The sequence below is a fragment of the Nocardia sp. NRRL S-836 genome (assembly GCF_001279525.1).
GTDB lineage: Bacteria > Actinomycetota > Actinomycetes > Mycobacteriales > Pseudonocardiaceae > Lentzea.
On record NZ_LGDY01000099.1, the window covers coordinates 83,243 to 101,019 of the forward strand.

Here is a 17,777-nt window from a genome sequence, read left to right on the forward strand (position 1 = left end):
CGTGACGGCCAAGGGCCAGGGGCGGACCGCCTTCGCCTACCTGGTCCCCGCGCTGCTGGTGCTCGGCGGCCTGCTGGCCTACCCGATCTACCAGCTGGTGCTGATCTCGCTGTTCGACTACGGCCAGGAGCAGGTGAGCGGTGGTGCGCCGCTCACCTTCCTCGGCCTCGGCAACTACCAGAGGCTGCTGGGCGACCAGCAGTTCTGGACGGTGCTCGGGCAGACCGTCGGGTTCGCGGCGGTCTGCGTGGTCGGCACGCTGCTCGTCGGCGCGTTCCTCGCGATCCTGGCCACGCGGGTCAGGACGTGGGTGCGGATGACGTTGTTCCTGGCGGCGCTCGGCGCGTGGTCCACGCCCGCCGTCGCCGGGTCCACGATCTGGCTGTTCCTGTTCGACGCCAACTTCGGGTTCGTCAACGAGGTCCTTGGCCTGCAAGGCTTCTCGTGGACCTTCGACCGGTGGACCGCGTTCGGGCTCGTCGCCGCACAGGTGATCTGGTGCTCGTTCCCGTTCGTCATGGTCACGCTCTACGCGGGCATCAAGGCGATCCCCGGCGAGGTGCTGGAGGCGGCGGCGCTCGACGGCGCCTCGGCGGTGCGCACGGCCCGCAGCGTCATCCTGCCGCTGCTGCGGCCGATCATCCTCGTGGTGACGATCCAGTCGATCATCTGGGACTTCAAGATCTTCACGCAGATCTACGTGATGACCAACGGTGGCGGCATCGCCGGGCGCAACCTCGTGCTCAACGTCTACGCCTACCAGCAGGCGTTCGCGGCGTCGGAGTACGGGCTGGGCGCGGCGATCGGCGTGGTGACGACCGTGCTGCTGCTGGTGATCACGCTGTTCTACCTGCGCGCGCTGCGCCGTTCCGGGGAGGCGCTGTGAAGCGTTGGCTGACCGAGGGGTTCGTCCTCATCATCGCCGCTGTCGTGGCGTTCCCGCTGTTCTGGATGGTGCTGAGCGCGTTCAAGCCGGAGGACGAGATCATCTCGGCCGACCCGGTGCCGTGGACGACCCGGCCGACGCTCGACAGCTTCACGCGGGCGCTGACCGTCGCGAACTTCGGGCGCTACTTCCTGAACAGCATCGTGGTGGCGCTGGTCGTGGTGGTGCTGAGCATCCTGATCTCGTTCCTCGCCGCCACGGCGCTGACCCGCTTCCGGTTCCGCAGCCGCACGACGTTGCTGATCATGCTGCTGGTCGTGCAGATGGTGCCGGTCGAGGCGCTGACCGTGCCGCTGTTCTTCCTGATGCGGTCGGTCGGCGACTCCGTGCCGGTGTTCGGCCTGAACCACCTGGGCTCGCTCGTGCTGGTGCACCTGGCGTTCAGCCTGCCGTTCGCGATCTGGATGCTGCGCGGCTTCGTCGCCGCGGTGCCGGTGGAGCTGGAGGAGGCCGCCACCCTGGACGGCGCCTCGCGGTTCCGGTTCCTCTGGCAGGTGCTGTTCCCCCTGGTGGCGCCCGGTCTGGTGGCCACCTCCGTGCTGTCGTTCATCCACGCCTGGAACGACTTCCTGTTCGCCAAGACGTTCATCATCTCCGCTGTGGAGAACCAGACCCTGCCACTGGCTCTCCAGGTCTTCGTCAAACCCGACCAGAACGATTGGGGCGCGATCATGGCGGGCTCCACCCTGATGACCATCCCTGTGCTCGTCTTCTTCGTCTTCGTGCAGCGCCGGCTCGTGTCCGGGCTCGCCGGGGCGGTGAAGGGATGAACCTGCTACCCCGGCCGGTGTCCTTCGTGGACGGCGGCAGACTCGTTGACTACCAGGGCTGGGAGACCGTGCTCGTCGACGGCCCGCCCGGCGGCTACCGGCTCCTGTCCTCCGACGACGGCGTGCTGATCGAGGCGCACGACGCCGCCGGCGAGCTGAACGCCCTGCAGACCCTGCGGCAGCTGCTCGGGCCCGGTGCGTACCGGGCGGCGGGGGAGAAGCCGCGGCTCATCCCGGTCTGCGAGGTCGTGGACCACCCGCGGTTCGCCTGGCGCGGCGTGATGCTCGACGTGGCCAGGCACTTCCTGCCCAAGCGGGAGGTGCTGCGGTGGGTCGAGCTGCTGTCGGTGCACAAGCTCAACGTCCTGCACCTGCACCTGACCGACGACCAGGGCTGGCGTTTCGAGGTGAAGGCCTACCCGAAGCTCACCGAGGTCGGGTCGTGGCGGGAGGACTCGCGGTTCGGTGACCGGCGCTCGGCCGGGATGAAAGGCCGCCCGCACGGCGGTTTCTACACCCAGGACGACCTGCGCGAGATCGTCGCGTACGCGGCCGCACGGCACATCACGGTGGTCCCGGAGATCGACATCCCCGGCCACTCGCAGGCGGCGATCGCGGCGTACCCGGAACTGGGCGTGCACGGCGGTGGTGTGTGGACCGACTGGGGCATCAACGAACGCGTGCTCAACACCGACGAGTCCACAGTGGACTTCTACCGGGCGGTCTTCGACGAGCTGATGGACGTGTTCCCCGCGGAGGTCATCGGCCTGGGCGGCGACGAGGCCCCCGGTCACGACGGCGAGCTCGTGCGGCAGATCGCGCGGCACCTCGTCCGCAACGGGCGGCGGCCCTACGGCTGGGACGAGGTCCTGGAGTCCGGGCCGCTGCCGGGCGGCACGATCGTCGCCTCGTGGCGTGGCGTCGAGGGCGGTGTCACGGCGGCACGCGAGGGCCACGACGTGGTGATGTGCCCCGAGCAGTTCGTGTACCTGGACTACCGGCAGTCGGACTCGCCCGACGAACCGATCCCGGTCGGCACGGTGACGACGCTGGAGGACGTCTACGCGTGGGAACCGGTGCCGGCGGAGCTGACCGGTGCCGAACGCGGCCGGGTGCTGGGGGCGCAGGCGAACATCTGGACCGAGCACCTCGACTCGGCCCGGCGCGTCGACTACGCGGCGTTCCCGCGGCTGGCGGCGTTCGCCGAGGTCGTGTGGTCCCCTCCGGAGAAGGACCCCGGTTTCGTGCGGCGGCTGACCGAGCACCACCTGCCGCGGCTCGACGCCCTGGGGGTGGAGTACCGGCCCCTCAACGGTCCCCACCCCTGGCAGCGGCTACCCGGTGTGCCCGGTTTTCCACGGTGATCACATCGCGGCGTCTTCCTCGGGCATGAGGATCCACGCGGCCACGTAGAGGATGGCGCCGGTGCCGAAGCCCAGCAGCGTGGCGGCGACCAGGATGATCCGCAGCAGCGCGGCGTCCACGCCGATCATCTTGGCCACGCCGCCGCAGACACCGGCGACCATCTTGTCGGTCCGGCTGCGCCGGAGCTTCTTGACCTTCGTCGTCGCTTCGTCGTACACGTTGCTGTTCATGGCTCAAGAGTCGTCGTTGCGGCGGCCCGGCACATCGGTGACCACCCCGAACCTGACCCTGAGTCGTACGCTGGGGGTCAGGGAGGTGCGCGATGCGTGACGTCCTGTTCGACCTCGCGGACCGGGTGGCGAACGGTGAGACCGTCGGCGTCGGCACCGTCGTCGCCACCTTCAGCTCGGCGCCACGGCCCGCGGGCGCGGCGATGCTGGTGACGCAGGACGGCACCGCGATCGGCAGCGTGTCCGGCGGGTGCGTCGAGGCCGCGGTCTACGACCTGGCGCGGACGACCGGCGAGCCGGTGCTCCAGCGGTACGGCGTGAGCGACGACGACGCGTTCGCGGTCGGGCTGACGTGCGGCGGGATCATCGACATCTACGTCGAGAAGATCAGCGCGTCGACGTTCCCGCAGCTCGCCGAGGTGGTGGAGACGGTCCGTGCCGGGGAACCGGTGGCCGTCGCGACCGTCGTCGAGCACCCGGACCGCGTCGGCAGGAGGATGGTCGTCTGGCCTGATCGCCGCAGCGGCACGCTCGGGTCCGCCCGCACCGACGACGCCGTCACCGACGACGCGCGCGGCCTGCTGGCGAGCGGGTGCAGCGGCGTGCTCCGGTACGGCCCGGACGGGCAGCGGCGCGGTGAGGGCATGGGCGTGTTCGTGAACTCGTTCGAGCCACCACCGCGGATGCTCGTGTTCGGAGCGATCGACTTCGCCGCCGCGATGGCCCGGCTCGGCGCGTTCCTCGGCTACCGGGTGACCGTCTGCGACGCCAGGCCGGTGTTCGCCACGCGCACCCGCTTCCCGGAGGCGGACGAGGTCGTCGTGGACTGGCCGCACCGGTACCTCGAACGGGAGGCGGCCAAGCTCGACGAGCGCACGGTCATCGCGGTCCTCACCCACGACCCGAAGTTCGACGTGCCGCTGCTGGAGGTCGCGTTGCGGCTCAAGGTCGGTTACGTCGGCGCGATGGGGTCCCGCCGCGCGCACCAGGACCGCCTGCGGCGGTTGCGGGCAGCGGGACTGACCGAGGACGAGCTGAGCGCCCTGGCGTCGCCGATCGGCCTGGACCTGGGTGCCAGGACACCGGAGGAGACCGCGGTGTCGATCGCCGCCGAGATCATCTCCCTGCGGTGGAGGGGATCCGGGCGCCGGCTCGTGGACCTGGGTGCACCGATCCACCACTGACCTCACGGGCCGTCCGGCGCAGCTCAGCCGCGGTCTGGTCGCCGAGGTCGGCGGCGAGCTCGTCGGCCAGTTCGCCGAACACCTGGCGAGCACGGCGGCTTCCGGGGATGCTGACGAGGTGGCGCAACAGCAGCATCTCCGAGTGGTCCCCGACGAGCCGATCGACCTGATCGACACGGCAGGCGTTCCAGTGTTGCAGCGCGTGCTGCCCATCGCGGCCGGCGTACTGGCCGTCGCGCTGTTCGTGGTCCTGCGACGCAGGCGGCAGCGCTGAAGCGTGCTCACCGGTGGCCGGCGCTCCTGCTGGTCACCGGTTTCGCGCTGTCCGGGTGCACCGGCTCGCCGGTGGTGACCACCCCGGCACCACCGCCGCCGTCCCCGACCTCCTCCGCACCGCCACCCGCGCGTTCGTTCACGCTGACCGCGGGCGGCGACATCCTGATCCACCCGGCGCTGACCGACCAGGCCGTGGCCGACGGCGGTGCCGCGGGCCGCGACTTCCTGCCGTTGCTCTCCGGCGTCAAGGACACGCTGAAGGCCGACCTGTCGCTGTGCCACCTGGAGGTGCCGCTGGGCCGCAAGGAGGGCCCGTTCTTCGGCTACCCGTCGTTCCTGGCGCCGCCCGAGGTCGCGAAGGGCCTGGTCGACGTGGGCTACGACGCGTGCTCGACCGCCTCGAACCACACCCTGGACCGCGGTGTCCCGGCGATCGTGTCGACGCTGGACGCGATGGACGCGGTCGGCCTGAAGCACACCGGCTCGTTCCGCACGCCGGAGGAGGCCGCCGCACCGCTGATCCTCGACGCGGGCGGGGTGAAGGTCGCCCAGCTGTCGTTCACCTACGGCTTCAACGGCATCCCGCTGCCCGAGCCGTGGCGCGCGAACCAGATCAACGCGGCCAAGATCCTCGCCGACGCCCGCAAGGCCCGCGAGGCCGGTGCCGAGGTCGTCGTGCTGTCCGTGCAGTGGGGCAACGAGTACCAGCACGCCGCGACGGCCGAGCAGAAGGCGCTGGCCAGGCAGCTGCTGGCCGACCCGGCACTGGACCTGATCATCGGCACGCACGTGCACGTCGTTCAGCCGTTCGAGAAGATCGGCGGCAAGTGGGTCGCCTACGGCCTGGGCAACGAGGTCGCCCGCCACGCGGAACCCCGGGGCGTCACCGAGGAGGGCGTGATCGCGCGGTTCCGCTTCGAGCAGGGCCCGTCCGGCTGGTCCGTCGTCGCCGCCTCCTACACCCCGACCCTGGTCGAGCTCGGCCCGCCGATCCGGCTGGTGGACCTGACGCGGGTGCCCGCCACCGAACGGCGGACGCAGGCGGTCAACCGCACCGAGGAGATCGTGTTCAGCCTCGGCGCCGGCGACCAGGGCCTGGTCAGAGGGAAGCCCTGACCCGTTCGAAGCGCTCGGCCCACGCCTGGTCGCCCGTCTCGAACTCGGCGATCCGATCGGGCACCGGCGCCGTCGTGGGCACGGTCAGATAGCCGTCCACGGGCGTGAGCGGGGTGCTCGTCACGTCGCCCTGGAACAGCGACAGCGTGGCGAGCCCGCACGCGTGGTCGAGCTCCGGCAACGCCGCCGCCAGCGCGACCCCCGCCGCCATGCCCACCGACGTCTCCAACGCCGACGACACCACGCACGGCAGCCCGCACGCCTCGGCGACCTCCAGCGCCCGCCGGACCCCGCCCAGCGGCGCCACCTTGATCACCGCGATGTCCGCGGCCCCCGCGACCGCGACCTTCACCGGGTCCTCGGCCTTGCGGATCGACTCGTCCGCCGCGATCGGCACACTCGTCCTCCTGCGCACCCGAGCCAGCTCGTCCAGCGTCCGGCACGGCTGCTCCACGTACTGCAACCCACCCGCGGCCCGGTCCATCGCCTTGATCGCCGTGACCGCCGTGTCGACGTCCCACAGCATGTTCGCGTCGACCCTGATGTGCCCCTGCGGCCCCAACGCGTCCCGCACCGCCTCAAGCCGTGCGCAGTCCTCCGCGACCGTGCTCTCGCCGACCTTGACCTTGGCCGTCCGGCACCCCGACCGCGTGACGATCCCGTGCGCCCGCTCCGGCGCCACCACCGGCACCGTGCAGTTCACCGGAACCCTGTCCCGCACCGGCGCCGGCCACCCCTCGTCGGCGGCTTCGAGCGCACTGCGCAGCCACGGCACGCACTCCTCGTCGTCGTACTCGACGAACGGGCAGAACTCCCCCCACCCCTTCGACCCCTCGACCAGCACCCCGGACCGGGTGGTGATGCCGCGGAACCGGACGTTCATCGGAATCGAATAGACGTGCACCACCCGATTCAAGCGCACTTCCGGAACTCCAGCGAATGCCCGCCACCCCGCAGGTTCACCGACCCCACCGCCTGCACGTCGAGCAACGTGCACACGATCTGCCTGACCGCGTTCGCACTCAGCAACGACACGTCCGTCGACACCGTGACGTCCAGCCCGTCCGCCACCCGGTCCACCGTCGCCGGCGCCGCGTCGAACGGCACCTCGGTCCGCAACCCCCGCTCCTGCTCGGCGGTGCTGGGCCCCTGCGCGAGCAGCGCCACGACATCCCGCCCGGTGAGGCTGCCCTGCACCCGCGCGACCGGCACCACCTGCCCGTCCGCGACCCAGTAGATCGACGGCGTCGGGTTCTCGACCGGGCCGCTGGGTGCCTCCAGCCCCGGGATGACCCCGGTCGGGCGGATGCCGCACGCCGCCAGGACCACGAGGGCCAGCACCACCAGCCCGAGCTGACGCAGGCGTCCCCTCCAGGGGGTCCCCCGGTTTCCATTCTCCCAGGCAGCACCGACAGTTTTCGGCGCCGAGCGATCACGGGAGCGTCCGGCCCGCACGTCCCTCACCCCGCACCCCCGACTGGCATCCGAAGCGTGAACACCGCCCCGCCCCCAGCCCGGTTCGCCGCCGTCAGCGTCCCCCCGTGCAGCCGCGCGTTCTCCCACGCGATCGCCAGCCCAAGCCCGCTGCCCTCCGACCGCCCCCGAGCCGAGTCGGCCTTGTAGAACCGCGCGAACACGTGCGGCAGCACCTCCTCGGCCAGTCCCGGCCCGGAGTCCGCGACCTCGATCACCAGCTCCGCCTCCGCGGCCCGCAGCCGCACGGTCACCGGCGGGGCACCGTGCCGCAGCGCGTTGCCGACCAGGTTGGCCACCACCACGTCCAGCCGCCGCGGGTCCAGCCGGGCCCGCACCCCGGACGGCAGGTCGGCGGTCACGTCGAAGCCGCGCATCCGCAGCGTCGCCCGCACCACCTCGGCCACGTCGACCTCGTCCGGCGCCAGCGCCGCGGTGCCCGAGTCGAAGCGCGTGACCTCGATCAGGTCGTTCACCAGCCGCGTCAGGTTCTGCGTCTCGCGGTTCACCAGCCGCGCCGCCTGTCCTGCCACGCCCGGCAGCGCCGCCGTCTCGGCGTCGAGCACGTCGGTCACGGCGGTCATCGCGGCGAGCGGGGTGCGCAGCTCGTGCGACACGTCGGCCACGAACCGCCGTGCGTCGGCCTCCATCCGCCGCAGCTCCCCGACGTGGTGCTCCAGGGAGGCGGCCGTGCTGTTGAACGTCGCGGCCACGTCCGTCAGCTCGTCGCGGCCGCGGACGGGGACCCGTGCCGACAGGTCGCCCTGCCCCAGCCGGAACGCCGCCATCCGCAGCGCCCGCACCGGCCGCAGCACGCCCTGCGCCGCCAGCAGCCCCAGTCCCAGCGCCAGCACCAGCCCCGCGCCGCCGATCAGCCACGCGTTGCGGGCCAGCTCCTCGATCACCTCGGCCTCGCTGGTGAACGGGCGCAGGACGTAGACCTCGATGCCCGACGCGCCACCGCCGGTGATCCGCAGCTGCATGCCGATGACCAGCCACACCCGGTCGCCGTACGGCACGCGCTGCCAGCCGACGTACCCGAGCGACACGTGCCGCCGCAGCTCCGGGGTGATCACCGACGGGTCCATCGAGCCGGTGCTCAGCCCCTGCGCCGTGACGAGCGCCGAACCCTCCGGGCCCGAGACGCGGCCGGCGATGCGGTCGAGCGCCAGGAGGTCCGGCGGGCGCGCGGGCAGCGGGTAGAGCTGTTCGACGCGGTTCGTGGTCTCGGCGACGGCCCGGTCCTGGGCGCGTTGCACGATGGCGTCGCGGGCGCGCACGTACCCGGCACCGGCGACCGTGACCGCGGTGAAGACGCTGATGAAGGCGAACGCGAGCAGCAGCCGCAGGCGCAGCGTCACAGCGGCCCGAACCGGTACCCGAACCCGCGCACGGTCTGCACGTACCGCGGCGCCGCCGGGTCGTCCTCGATCTTCGACCGCAGCCGCTGCACGCACGCGTCGACCAGCCGCGAGTCACCGAGGTAGCCCTGGTCCCACACGGTCTCCAGCAGCTGCTGGCGCGACAGCACCCGTCCCGGCGCCGCGGACAGCTCCAGCAGCAGCCGCAGCTCCGTCGGCGCCAGCGACACCGGCCGGCCCAGCCGCGTGACCACCAGCCCGTCCCGGTCGATCGTCAGGTCGCCGTACCGCTCGGCCTGGCGGTCGGGCACGACGGCGGCGGACGTGCGGCGCAGCACCGCCCGGATCCGCGCCTCCAGCACCCGGGCCTGCGCGGGCTTGGCCACGTAGTCGTCCGCGCCCGCCTCCAGTCCCGCGACCACGTCGATGTCGTCGTTGCGCGCGGTCAGCATGATGATCGGCAGGTCACCGGCGGCACGGATGCGGCGGCACACCTCGAACCCGTCCACGCCGGGCAGCATCAGGTCGAGCACCACCACGTCCGGGTTGTCGCCGCTGGTCAGCAGGTCGAGGCCCTCCTCGCCGGTGCGCACCGCCTCCACCGTGTGGCCCTGGTAGGTCAGGGCGAGCGACAGTCCTTCCCGGACCGCCTCGTCGTCCTCGATCAGCAGTACGCGCGGCATGTCCTCCAGCCTTCCCGACGGGTCTCATGAGGACGTTCTTGCCACGTCATCGTTGCGTAACGACGGCCCCGGTGCACCCGAGGCCGCCGCCGGCTCACGCGCCGAGCCGCCTGCGCACCCACCCGGAGGCCTGGTCGACGACCACGACCAGCAGCAGCACCACGAGGATGTGCGTGACCATCTCGTCGAACCGGAACAGCTTGATCGACTGGTTGATCAGGAAGCCGATCCCGCCCGCGCCGACCAGGCCGAGCACCAGCGACGACCGCACGTTCACGTCGAGCCGGTACAGCAGCAGCCCCGCCAGCGACGGCAGGACGGTCGGTAGCACCGCGTGCACGGCGATCTGCGGCCCGGAGGCGCCGGTGACGCGCAATGCGTCGCGCGGGCCGCGGTCGCTCTCGTCCATCGCCTCGGCCCACAGCTTGCCCATCACGCCGGTGTTGTGGAACACCAGCGCGAGCACGCCCGCGAACGGCCCGAGGCCCACGGCCGTCACGAAGATCAGCGCGAACACCACGTCCGGCACCGCCCGCAGGAACGACAGCACGGCCCGCGCGGCCTGCTGCACCCACGCGGCCGAGGTCGTCGCCCTCGACGCCGGCAACGCCAGAGCCAGCGCGAACGGGATCGAGAACGTCGTGCCGAGCAGTCCGATGTAGAGCGTGATCACCGCGGCTTCCAGCGACTTCCCGAGCACCGAGAGGTCCGGCGGCAGTGCGTCGGCGAGGAAGTCCGCCATGCCCTCCCAGCCCGCGATCAACGCACCTGGCGAGAACTCCGTCGCCCGCCAGGCGAGCACGTGCACCACGACCGCGACCACCGTGACAACCCACACGACCGCCGACGGCCGCCGCCGCTTCGGCACCTCGGTCCGGGGAGCTTCCAGGGTCGTCATGCCGCCATCTCCACGATCCGGTGCGCGTACGTGCGCGCGAGCTCCGGCTGGTGCAGCACGGCGACGACGGCCATGCCCTCGCCGGCCAGTGCGCTGAGCAGCTCCATCACCTGCACGGCCGCCCGCGGGTCGAGCGCGGACACCGGCTCGTCGGCGAGGATCACGTTGGCGCGCTGGCACAACGCCCGCGCGATCGCCACACGTTGCTGCTGGCCACCGGAAAGCCGCGCGCACCGGTCGGCGGCGCGGTCCGCGAGCCCCACCCGGTCCAGGCACCGCATGGCCTCCTCCCGCACCTCCCGCGGGAAGAACAGCGAGCGCCCGAACGACAACCGGGCCAGCGCGCCCGTGCAGACGTTGTCCAGCGCGGTGCGCCGGCCGACCAGGTGGATCTTCTGGAACACCATCGCGGCGGTCCCGGTCACGTCGACCTCGCCGCCGTCCGGCGTCTCCAGCCCGACCACGCACCGCAGCGCCGTCGACTTGCCGGAGCCGTTGGGCCCGAGCAGCGCCACGAACTCCCCGCCGGAGACCCGCAGGTCGAAGCCGTCGAGCACGGTGCGGCCGCCGAACGACTTGCGCAGGCCGCGGATCGCGAGCATCAGACGTCCTCTTCCTTGAGCCCCAGCGTGGTGGCGAGGTCGAAGAGCACCCGGTAGGTGTCGTTGTCCACCCGCACGAGCGGTCCCGGCGGGGTGACGTCGAGGAACGCGCCGACCTTCTCGACGTCGGCGGGCGAGAGCTCCAGCAACGCCGTGCGAACCTTGTCCTTGAACGCCGGGTCGAGGTCGCCGCGCACGGTGATCGGGTCGTTCGGGATCGGGTCCGACCTCCAGATCTGCCGGAACTTCGGCTCGTCGAACGTGCCCGCTGCCTTGGCGCTCGCCAGCTGCTGGCTGTTGATCTCGGCGGCGTCGACCTTGCCGTTGACGAGCGCGAGCATCGCCTCGGGATGGCCGCCCGCGTAGTCGAGCTTCACGTCGGCGACGCCGTGCTTCTTCAGGCCGTAGCGGGGGAGCGCGTCACCGGAGGCCGAGCCGACGCTGCTGAGCGCGAGCGACCTGCCGCGCAGGTCCTCGATCCGCTGCGCGGGCGAGTCCTTCGGGACCCAGATCCCGGCGGTGTAGCTGGTGAGCTTGCCGGAGCCGTCCGCGAACGACGCCAGCGGCTGCGCACCGGCCTTCTGCGCCGCGAAGACGTACCCGAGCGGGCCGAACTGGGCGATGTCGAGCTTGCCGTTGCGCATCGCCAGCACCTCGGCGGCGTAGTCGTCCACGACCTGCAGCTCGACCTCGCAGCCGAGCTTCGCCGTGAGCGCCCTGGCCAGCACCTCGTAGGCGGGCTTGAGCTTGTCCGGCGCCTCGTACGGCTCGACGCCGAAGCGCACCTTGCCGTCGCTCGGGCAGCCGCCCGCCGAAGCGGAGTCCGGTGCGCCGCCACAGGCGGTCAGCGCCAGTGTCAGGGCGAGTACCGCGGTGAGGACGGTCCTGGGGGCTTTCATCACAGCTCCTGGTCGAGGTCGTCGAGCACGGCCGGGGCGAGGCCGAGCGCGGTGGTCATGCCGATGCCGGAGGTGACCGAGACGACCCTGGTGAGGGGGACGGGCGCCGCGGTCAGGAAGGGGTGCGGGGCCGACGCGTAGATGCCGCGCCAGCGTTCGAGCACGTGCAGGGACGCAACGCCGAGGAGCCGGGCCGTCTCGGTGAGCACCAGGTCGTCCAGGTGCTCGGGCCGGTGCGGCTCGACCGTGCGGCCGTAGTGGTGGGTGTCGCCGATGGTGAGCGAGCCGTCGGGGAGCTGGGTGAACATCAGGTTCAGCCCTGCCGCGACCAGCTCGGGGTGGTCGGTGGCGAGGCGGTCGCGGACCTTCCGCGTGCTGGGGCACCGGTCGAACGCGGCGTAGCGCAGCATCGAGAACCCGGTCAGCACCGCCGGGTCGATCACGCCGCCGTGCGCCACGCGCAGCATCCGCAGCTCGCAGCGCAGCACCTCGTGCCGCTCGGCGAGGTCGGGGAAGAACCGGTCGACGTCGTGCCCGACGGCGACGACGGCGGCCTTGCAGCGGATCTCGCCGCGGCTGGTGCGGACCAGGCCGGGCTCGACCGTGAGGACGTTGGTGGACCAGTGGAACGTGACGCCGCGGCCGGCCAGCAGCCGTGCGATCGCGTGCACGGCCTCGCGCGGGTTGACCCGGATGTCCAGCGGCAGGTGAGCGGCCCCGAGGCCGGCGACCGGCAGCTCGTCGGTCAGCCGGACCTCGCGGACGTCCTGGAGCTCCTCCAGGACCGCCAGCTCGTCCTCGTGCCGTGCGACGACGACCGTGCCCGACTCGCGCAGCCAGAAACCGGCCTCCCTGGCGAGCGTCAGCCACTCCTCGCGTGCGGCCATCGCGTACTCGAACGCCACGCCGTCCTGAGCGGTGAAGCAGCCGTGCCCGAAGTTGCGCACGGAGGCCCCGACCGCGTGCTCGTCGCGCTCGACCACGGTGACGGACAGACCCCGCCGCACCGCGTGCCAGGCGTGCGCGAGCCCGACGACACCCGCGCCGACGACCACCAGGTCCACACTTGTCATGACAAGAACGATGAGCGGCTGCTCCGCCTGGGTCAACGGGTGTGCTGATGTGTTCACTTGCTGTTCAGACTTGTTATGACATGTATGGTGATCGGCATGGAGATGCCCTTGCACGAACGCATCGCGGCCGACCTGCGCCGCCGCATCGCCTCCGGTGAGCTGGCCGTCGGCGAGCCGGTGCCGTCCGAGTCGCAGCTGGGCGCGCAGTGGAACGCCTCGCGCGCGCCGGTGCGGCAGGCGCTGACGACGTTGCGCGCGGAGGGCATGATCGGCGGCGGCCGCGGCAAGCCGGCGGTGGTGCGCAGGCACACGCTGTCGCAGCCGTTCGAGACGTTCCTGTCGTTCTCCAGCTGGGCCGCGGGCCTCGGGCACGTGCCGGGCCAGCGCACCCTGGAGATCGCGCGCCGCCCGGCCACCGCGGAGGTCGCCGACGCGCTGGCGCTCGACGAGGGCACGCAGGTCGTGCAGTTGCTGCGGCAGCGGCTGATCGACGGCCGGCCGACGATGCTGGAGCGCACGACGTTCGTGGAACCGGTGGGGCGCCTGCTGTTCGACTTCGACTGCGACAGCGGGTCGCTCTACGCGCACCTGGCCGAGCAGGGCGTCGACATGACCGTTGCACGGCACCAGATCGACGCCGTGGCTGCGGACGAGACGGACTCCGCGCTGCTGGAGGTGCCCGCCGGAGCGCCGTTGCTGCGCGAACGGCGGCGCGCGTCCGATGTGGACGGTCAGCCGGTGGAGTACTCCGACGACCGCTACCGGCCGGACCTGGTCAGCTTTTCGATCGAGAACTCCCAGCAGGCGCACCCGGCGCTGCTGCGGGACTGGAGGGCGTCGTGAACGTGGTCGATCTCGTGGTGCTGGACGTCGCGGGCACCACCGTGCAGGAGCACGGGCTCGTGTACCGGGCGCTGGCCGAGACCGTGGAGGCGGCCGGTGGTTCGGCCGCCGACGTGGGGCGCTGGATGGGTGCCGACAAGTACGAGGCGATCGCGGCGATGCTCGGTCGGTCCGTTGTGGACGATGAGTTCGCGGACTTCCACGCGCGGCTGGGCAAGCTGTACGCGCAGACGCCGCCGACGCCGTTGCCCGGTGTCCCGGAAGCGTTGGCGCGACTGCGTTCCGCGGGCGTGCGGGTCGCGCTGACGACCGGCTTCGACCGGCCGATAGTCGACGGCCTGCTCGACGTGCTCGGCTGGGGAGAGGGCGTGCTGGACGCGGTCGTGTGCGTCGATGACGTCCCCGCCGGCCGTCCCGCGCCGTACATGATCTTCCGCGCGATGGAGCTGTGCGGCGCGCGTGACGTGCGGCGGGTGCTGACGGCGGGCGACACGGTCCGCGACCTGGAGGCGGGCACCAACGCGGGCGCGGGGTTCGTCGTCGGCGTGCTGTCCGGCAGCCAGACCGCCACCGAACTGGGCGCCGTCCGCCACACCCACCTGCTCCCCGGCGTGGCGGCACTCCCGGCCTTGCTGCTCCAGGACAGCTAGTCCAAGGCGGCGGTGTGGCGCAGCTGTTCGGGGCTCGGGTCGGCCCGCAGGACGGTGAGCGCCGCCGCGAACCGGTCGAAGCTCCGGTCGAGCTCTGCGAGCTCACGGGTCGGCTCCGCGACCAGCGCGGCCTGGCCCGCCCGCCGGGGCGCCATCGCGAGCGCCTCCCGGATCGGCAACGAACGGCGCAGGGCCACGAGCAGCGTCCACAGCCGCCGTTCGACCAGCGCCAGCTGCGCCGGGTCACCCGTGACGGCGAGGAAGTCGGTGCGGGCGGCCGTGGCGCGGCGGCGTTGCTCGGGGCAGGTGAAGTCGGCCGAGCGGACGACGTGGTCCGCGGCGGCCGCCTTCGCGAGCGACTGCTCCGACCGGAACCTGCCGCGCGGCGGGGTCCCGGCCGGGTTCCACATCCACCAGGTCGTCATCCGACCAGGTCGTCCGCGTCGACGATCTTGTACGCGTACCCCTGTTCCGCCAGGAACCGCTGCCGGTGCGCCGCGTACTCGGTGTCGAGGGTGTCCCGCGCGACCACCGAGTAGAAGTGCGCCTGCCGGCCGTCACCCTTGGGCCGCAGCAACCGGCCGAGCCGCTGCGCCTCCTCCTGACGGCTGCCGAACGTGCCCGACACCTGGACCGCGACGGACGCCTCCGGCAGGTCGATGGAGAAGTTGGCGACCTTGGACACCACCAGCGTCCTGAGCTCACCCCGGCGGAACCGGTCGAACAGCTCCTCGCGCTCCTTGTTCTTCGTCGACCCCTTGATCACCGGCGCGTCCAGCTCCTCGCCCAGCTCGTCGAGCTGGTCCAGGTAAGCGCCGATCACCAGCGCCGGCTCGTCGGGGTGCTGCTCCAGCACCCGCTTGACCACCGGGATCTTCGTCCGTGCCGTGGAGCAGAGCTTGTACCGCTCCTCCGGCTCGGCCGTCGCGTACTGCAGCCGCTCGTTGTCGGTGAGCGTCACCCGCACCTCGGTGCACTCCGCAGGCGCGATCCACCCCTGCGCCTCGATGTCGCGCCACGGCACGTCGTACCGCTTCGGCCCGATCAACGAGAAGACGTCACCCTCCTGCCCGTCCTCGCGCACGAGCGTCGCGGTCAGCCCCAGCCGCCGGCGGCTCTGCAGGTCCGCCGTCATCCGGAACACCGGCGCCGGCAGCAGGTGCACCTCGTCGTAGACGATCAGCCCCCAGTCCCGCGAGTCGAACAGCTCCAGGTGCTTGTACTCGCCCTTCGACTTGCGCGTGATCACCTGGTAGGTCGCGATGGTGACCGGCCGGATCTCCTTGCGCTCACCGGAGTACTCGCCGATCTCCTCCTCGGTGAGACTCGTGCGCGCGATCAGCTCCCGCTTCCACTGCCGCCCCGCCACCGTGTTCGTGACCAGGATCAACGTCGTGGCCTGCGCCTCCGCCATCGCGGCCGCCCCGACCAACGTCTTGCCCGCACCACACGGCAGCACCACGACCCCGGAACCACCCGCCCAGAACGCCTGCGCCGCGAGCCGCTGGTAGTCCCGCAGCTTCCACCCGTCCTCGTCGAGCTCGATCGGGTGCGCCTCCCCGTCGACGTACCCGGCGTGGTCCTCGGCCGGCCACCCGATCTTGAGCAGCAACTGCTTGAGCCGCCCCCGCTCACTCGGGTGCACGATCACCGTGTCGTCGTCGATCCGCGCCCCGAACATCGGCGCGATCTTCTTGTGCCGCAGCACCTCTTCGAGCACCGCACGGTCGTTGGAGGCCAGCACCAGCCCGTGCGCCGGGTTGTTGGACAGCACCAGCCGCCCGAACCGCCCCATCGTGTCCACCACGTCCACCAGCAACGGCTGCGGCACCGGATACCGGCTGAACCGCACCAGCGCATCCACCACCTGCTCCGCGTCATGCCCCGCCGCACGGGCGTTCCACAACGCAAGAGGCGTCACGCGATACGTGTGCACATGCTCCGGCGCCCGCTCCAACTCCGCGAACGGCGCGATGGCCGTACGCGCGTCATCCGCCAGCGGGTGATCTACCTCGAGTAGCAGCGTCTTGTCCGACTGCACGATCAGGGGGCCATCGGTCACCGTCCCAGTCTCCCTGACGGCACCAAATGCGCCGCTATCTGCCACCTGGCCGTGAGCGTGGCGCGCCGTGGCGTTGGCGCAGGGTGAGGACCGCTTCACGGTGGGTGGCGGCCATGGCCCGCTTCCACCCTGACGCCGGTTCGTGCCCTACGGGCTGAGTGCGCCCCACGTGCCGAGCGCGCTCCTCAGGCTGAGCGCAGCCCACGGGGGAGCGCACCCCGCGTGTCGAGCGCACGCCGCGTGTCGAATGCGTCCACGGAAATAAGCATGCCCTATGGAGCGAGCGCGCGCCGCTGTCCGAGCGCCTCTTGGGCTGACCGCGCCCCACGTGCCGAGCGCGCACTGGGCTGAGCGTGTCCCTCGGGCTGACCCGTGGCCCTCGGGCTCACCGCGCTCCGCAGGCTGAGCGCACCCCTCAGCACGAGCGCACCCCTCGGGCTGGACGCGCGCCGCTGTCCGAACGCACCCCGCTGACCGCGTACTTCACGGGCTGAGCGCACTCCTCGGCGCGAGCGAGTCAGACGGTCCGCCCGCGTCCTCTACCCCGATCGCACTCCGCCGCACGAGCGCGCCCCTTCGGCTGGAGGCACCCCGCGGACCGAGCGCACCCCACGGGCAGAGCGCGCCCCACGGCGCGACAGAGTCGGGCCGTCGGCCCGCGTCCTCTCTGACCCACGCGCTCCCGGCCAACCGAGCGCTCGCCATCGGGCCACGCCTTGCGGCCCGACCGCCTCTCGCCGCGCGATGCGCCCGAGCGCGCCCCTCGGGTTGACGCGCCCCTCGCGCCGAGCGCGCCCCACGGCGCGCGACCGAGTCGCGCCGTCGGCCCGCGTCTTCTCTGACCCAAGCGCATCCGGCCAACCGAGCGTCCGCCATGCGGCTACGTCTCGCCGCCCGACCGCCTCTCGCCGCGCGGTGCGTCCGAGCGCGCCCCTCGGCCCGTGCGCACCACACGACCCGACCGCGGGCTTCCGCCCGTGCGCCGTCACCCCGCCCGCGTCCGCCATGCGGCCACGCCTTGCGGCCCGACCGCCTCTCGCCACGCGATGCGCCCGAGCGCGCCCCTCGGGTTGAGCGCACCCCGCTGTCCGAGCGCACCCCACGGCGCGACCGAGTCGCGCCGTCGGCCCGCGTCCTCTCCGACCCGCGCGCACCCGGCTAACCGAACGCCCGCCATCCGGCCACGTCTCGCGGCCCGACCACCTCTCACCGCGCGATGCACCCGAGCGCGCCCCTCGGCCCGTGCGCACCACACGACCCGACCGCGCCCCCCGCCCGTGCGCACCACAAAACCCGCCCGCGTCCGCCATCACCCCGCGGCACCGCCCCACCCACCCGTCACCCCC

General features: G+C 72.2%; 19 protein-coding genes. 8 read left to right on the forward strand and 11 right to left on the reverse strand.

Features of this window, described 5'->3' with window-relative positions; translation table 11 throughout:
• Window position 1 precedes the first annotated feature (1 nt).
• Genes ADL03_RS19790 through ADL03_RS19800 form a run of 3 tightly spaced genes read left to right on the forward strand, consistent with a single transcriptional unit; the run spans window position 2 to window position 3,080 of the window.
• Window positions 2-886: a carbohydrate ABC transporter permease gene (locus ADL03_RS19790; RefSeq protein ID WP_231642021.1), complete on the forward strand. Its 885-nt coding sequence runs from the start codon at window positions 2-4 to the stop codon at window positions 884-886.
• A complete protein-coding gene (locus ADL03_RS19795) occupies window positions 883-1,716 on the forward strand; it encodes a carbohydrate ABC transporter permease (RefSeq protein WP_053734979.1) in 834 nt (277 codons plus the stop codon). Before ADL03_RS19790 ends, ADL03_RS19795 begins: the two co-directional genes overlap by 4 nt.
• Complete coding sequence (locus ADL03_RS19800; protein WP_082373289.1) at window positions 1,713-3,080, forward strand: beta-N-acetylhexosaminidase; 1,368 nt, start codon at window positions 1,713-1,715, stop codon at window positions 3,078-3,080. Before ADL03_RS19795 ends, ADL03_RS19800 begins: the two co-directional genes overlap by 4 nt.
• Here the strand turns inward: ADL03_RS19800 and ADL03_RS19805 are convergent, their stop codons facing one another.
• Window positions 3,081-3,311, reverse strand: a complete 231-nt coding sequence (locus ADL03_RS19805; protein WP_053734980.1) for a PspC domain-containing protein — start codon at window positions 3,309-3,311, stop codon at window positions 3,081-3,083. It lies immediately after the preceding gene.
• Window positions 3,312-3,403: 92 nt separating this feature from the next.
• On the opposite strand from ADL03_RS19805, the gene ADL03_RS19810 reads away from it, so the two are divergent.
• The 3 genes from ADL03_RS19810 (at window position 3,404) to ADL03_RS19820 (ending at window position 5,887) form a co-directional block, all read left to right on the forward strand.
• Window positions 3,404-4,495, forward strand: a complete 1,092-nt coding sequence (locus tag ADL03_RS19810) for an XdhC/CoxI family protein (RefSeq protein ID WP_053734981.1) — start codon at window positions 3,404-3,406, stop codon at window positions 4,493-4,495.
• Window positions 4,476-4,769 carry a hypothetical protein gene (locus tag ADL03_RS19815; protein WP_053734982.1) on the forward strand — a complete coding sequence of 98 codons (294 nt, stop codon included), beginning with the start codon at window positions 4,476-4,478 and terminating at the stop codon, window positions 4,767-4,769. Before ADL03_RS19810 ends, ADL03_RS19815 begins: the two co-directional genes overlap by 20 nt.
• Before the next feature lie 71 nt (window positions 4,770-4,840).
• Entirely contained in the window at window positions 4,841-5,887 is a 1,047-nt protein-coding gene (locus tag ADL03_RS19820; RefSeq protein WP_197288474.1) for a CapA family protein, read from the forward strand.
• Here the strand turns inward: ADL03_RS19820 and ADL03_RS19825 are convergent.
• The 8 genes from ADL03_RS19825 to ADL03_RS19860 form a co-directional block, all read right to left on the reverse strand.
• Complete coding sequence (locus ADL03_RS19825) at window positions 5,871-6,770, reverse strand: o-succinylbenzoate synthase (RefSeq protein ID WP_231642023.1); 900 nt, start codon at window positions 6,768-6,770, stop codon at window positions 5,871-5,873. The genes ADL03_RS19820 and ADL03_RS19825 overlap by 17 nt on opposite strands.
• Before the next feature lie 29 nt (window positions 6,771-6,799).
• Window positions 6,800-7,231 (reverse strand): GerMN domain-containing protein, encoded by a 432-nt coding sequence (locus ADL03_RS19830; protein ID WP_053734984.1) that lies wholly within the window; start codon window positions 7,229-7,231, stop codon window positions 6,800-6,802.
• A gap of 116 nt (window positions 7,232-7,347) precedes the next feature.
• Window positions 7,348-8,721 (reverse strand): HAMP domain-containing sensor histidine kinase, encoded by a 1,374-nt coding sequence (locus ADL03_RS19835; protein WP_053734985.1) that lies wholly within the window; start codon window positions 8,719-8,721, stop codon window positions 7,348-7,350.
• A complete protein-coding gene (locus tag ADL03_RS19840) occupies window positions 8,718-9,404 on the reverse strand; it encodes a response regulator transcription factor (RefSeq protein WP_053734986.1) in 687 nt (228 codons plus the stop codon). Before ADL03_RS19840 ends, ADL03_RS19835 begins: the two co-directional genes overlap by 4 nt.
• A 94-nt stretch (window positions 9,405-9,498) precedes the next feature.
• Window positions 9,499-10,302 carry a phosphonate ABC transporter, permease protein PhnE gene (gene phnE, locus ADL03_RS19845; protein WP_053735001.1) on the reverse strand — a complete coding sequence of 268 codons (804 nt, stop codon included), beginning with the start codon at window positions 10,300-10,302 and terminating at the stop codon, window positions 9,499-9,501.
• Entirely contained in the window at window positions 10,299-10,904 is a 606-nt protein-coding gene (locus ADL03_RS19850) for a phosphonate ABC transporter ATP-binding protein (protein WP_063798646.1), read from the reverse strand. The genes phnE and ADL03_RS19850 overlap by 4 nt, the downstream gene beginning before the upstream one ends.
• The gene (locus tag ADL03_RS19855) at window positions 10,904-11,803 is read right to left on the reverse strand and encodes a phosphate/phosphite/phosphonate ABC transporter substrate-binding protein (RefSeq protein WP_053734987.1); all 900 of its coding nucleotides are present in this window, start codon (window positions 11,801-11,803) and stop codon (window positions 10,904-10,906) included. Before ADL03_RS19855 ends, ADL03_RS19850 begins: the two co-directional genes overlap by 1 nt.
• The gene (locus tag ADL03_RS19860; protein ID WP_053734988.1) at window positions 11,803-12,876 is read right to left on the reverse strand and encodes a TIGR03364 family FAD-dependent oxidoreductase; all 1,074 of its coding nucleotides are present in this window, start codon (window positions 12,874-12,876) and stop codon (window positions 11,803-11,805) included. Before ADL03_RS19860 ends, ADL03_RS19855 begins: the two co-directional genes overlap by 1 nt.
• Window positions 12,877-12,972: 96 nt before the next feature.
• Between ADL03_RS19860 and ADL03_RS19865 the strand changes: the two genes are divergently transcribed.
• The gene (locus ADL03_RS19865; RefSeq protein WP_053735002.1) at window positions 12,973-13,719 is read left to right on the forward strand and encodes a GntR family transcriptional regulator; all 747 of its coding nucleotides are present in this window, start codon (window positions 12,973-12,975) and stop codon (window positions 13,717-13,719) included.
• Window positions 13,716-14,369, forward strand: coding sequence for a phosphonatase-like hydrolase (locus tag ADL03_RS19870; protein ID WP_231642032.1), 654 nt, complete (start codon window positions 13,716-13,718; stop codon window positions 14,367-14,369). The genes ADL03_RS19865 and ADL03_RS19870 overlap by 4 nt, the downstream gene beginning before the upstream one ends.
• Here ADL03_RS19870 and ADL03_RS19875 read toward each other — a convergent pair.
• Together ADL03_RS19875 and ADL03_RS19880 are read right to left on the reverse strand one after the other, a co-directional pair.
• Entirely contained in the window at window positions 14,366-14,794 is a 429-nt protein-coding gene (locus ADL03_RS19875; protein WP_053734989.1) for a hypothetical protein, read from the reverse strand. The genes ADL03_RS19870 and ADL03_RS19875 overlap by 4 nt on opposite strands.
• Window positions 14,791-16,431, reverse strand: a complete 1,641-nt coding sequence (locus tag ADL03_RS19880) for a DNA repair helicase XPB (RefSeq protein ID WP_053734990.1) — start codon at window positions 16,429-16,431, stop codon at window positions 14,791-14,793. The genes ADL03_RS19875 and ADL03_RS19880 overlap by 4 nt, the downstream gene beginning before the upstream one ends.
• Between the last annotated feature and the right edge of the window lie 1,346 nt (window positions 16,432-17,777).

Bases quoted from the DNA above. Each gene is read 5' to 3' on its own strand.
- ADL03_RS19860 (WP_053734988.1), bottom strand. From the start codon at position 12,876: ATGACAAGTGTGGACCTGGTGGTCGTCGGCGCGGGTGTCGTCGGGCTC.
- ADL03_RS19855 (WP_053734987.1), bottom strand. From the start codon at position 11,803: ATGAAAGCCCCCAGGACCGTCCTCACCGCGGTACTCGCCCTGACACTG.
- ADL03_RS19840 (WP_053734986.1), bottom strand. From the start codon at position 9,404: ATGCCGCGCGTACTGCTGATCGAGGACGACGAGGCGGTCCGGGAAGGA.
- ADL03_RS19805 (WP_053734980.1), bottom strand. From the start codon at position 3,311: ATGAACAGCAACGTGTACGACGAAGCGACGACGAAGGTCAAGAAGCTC.
- phnE (WP_053735001.1), bottom strand. From the start codon at position 10,302: ATGACGACCCTGGAAGCTCCCCGGACCGAGGTGCCGAAGCGGCGGCGG.
- ADL03_RS19810 (WP_053734981.1), top strand. From the start codon at position 3,404: ATGCGTGACGTCCTGTTCGACCTCGCGGACCGGGTGGCGAACGGTGAG.
- ADL03_RS19850 (WP_063798646.1), bottom strand. From the start codon at position 10,904: ATGCTCGCGATCCGCGGCCTGCGCAAGTCGTTCGGCGGCCGCACCGTG.
- ADL03_RS19825 (WP_231642023.1), bottom strand. From the start codon at position 6,770: ATGAACGTCCGGTTCCGCGGCATCACCACCCGGTCCGGGGTGCTGGTC.
- ADL03_RS19800 (WP_082373289.1), top strand. From the start codon at position 1,713: ATGAACCTGCTACCCCGGCCGGTGTCCTTCGTGGACGGCGGCAGACTC.
- ADL03_RS19875 (WP_053734989.1), bottom strand. From the start codon at position 14,794: ATGACGACCTGGTGGATGTGGAACCCGGCCGGGACCCCGCCGCGCGGC.
- ADL03_RS19865 (WP_053735002.1), top strand. From the start codon at position 12,973: ATGGAGATGCCCTTGCACGAACGCATCGCGGCCGACCTGCGCCGCCGC.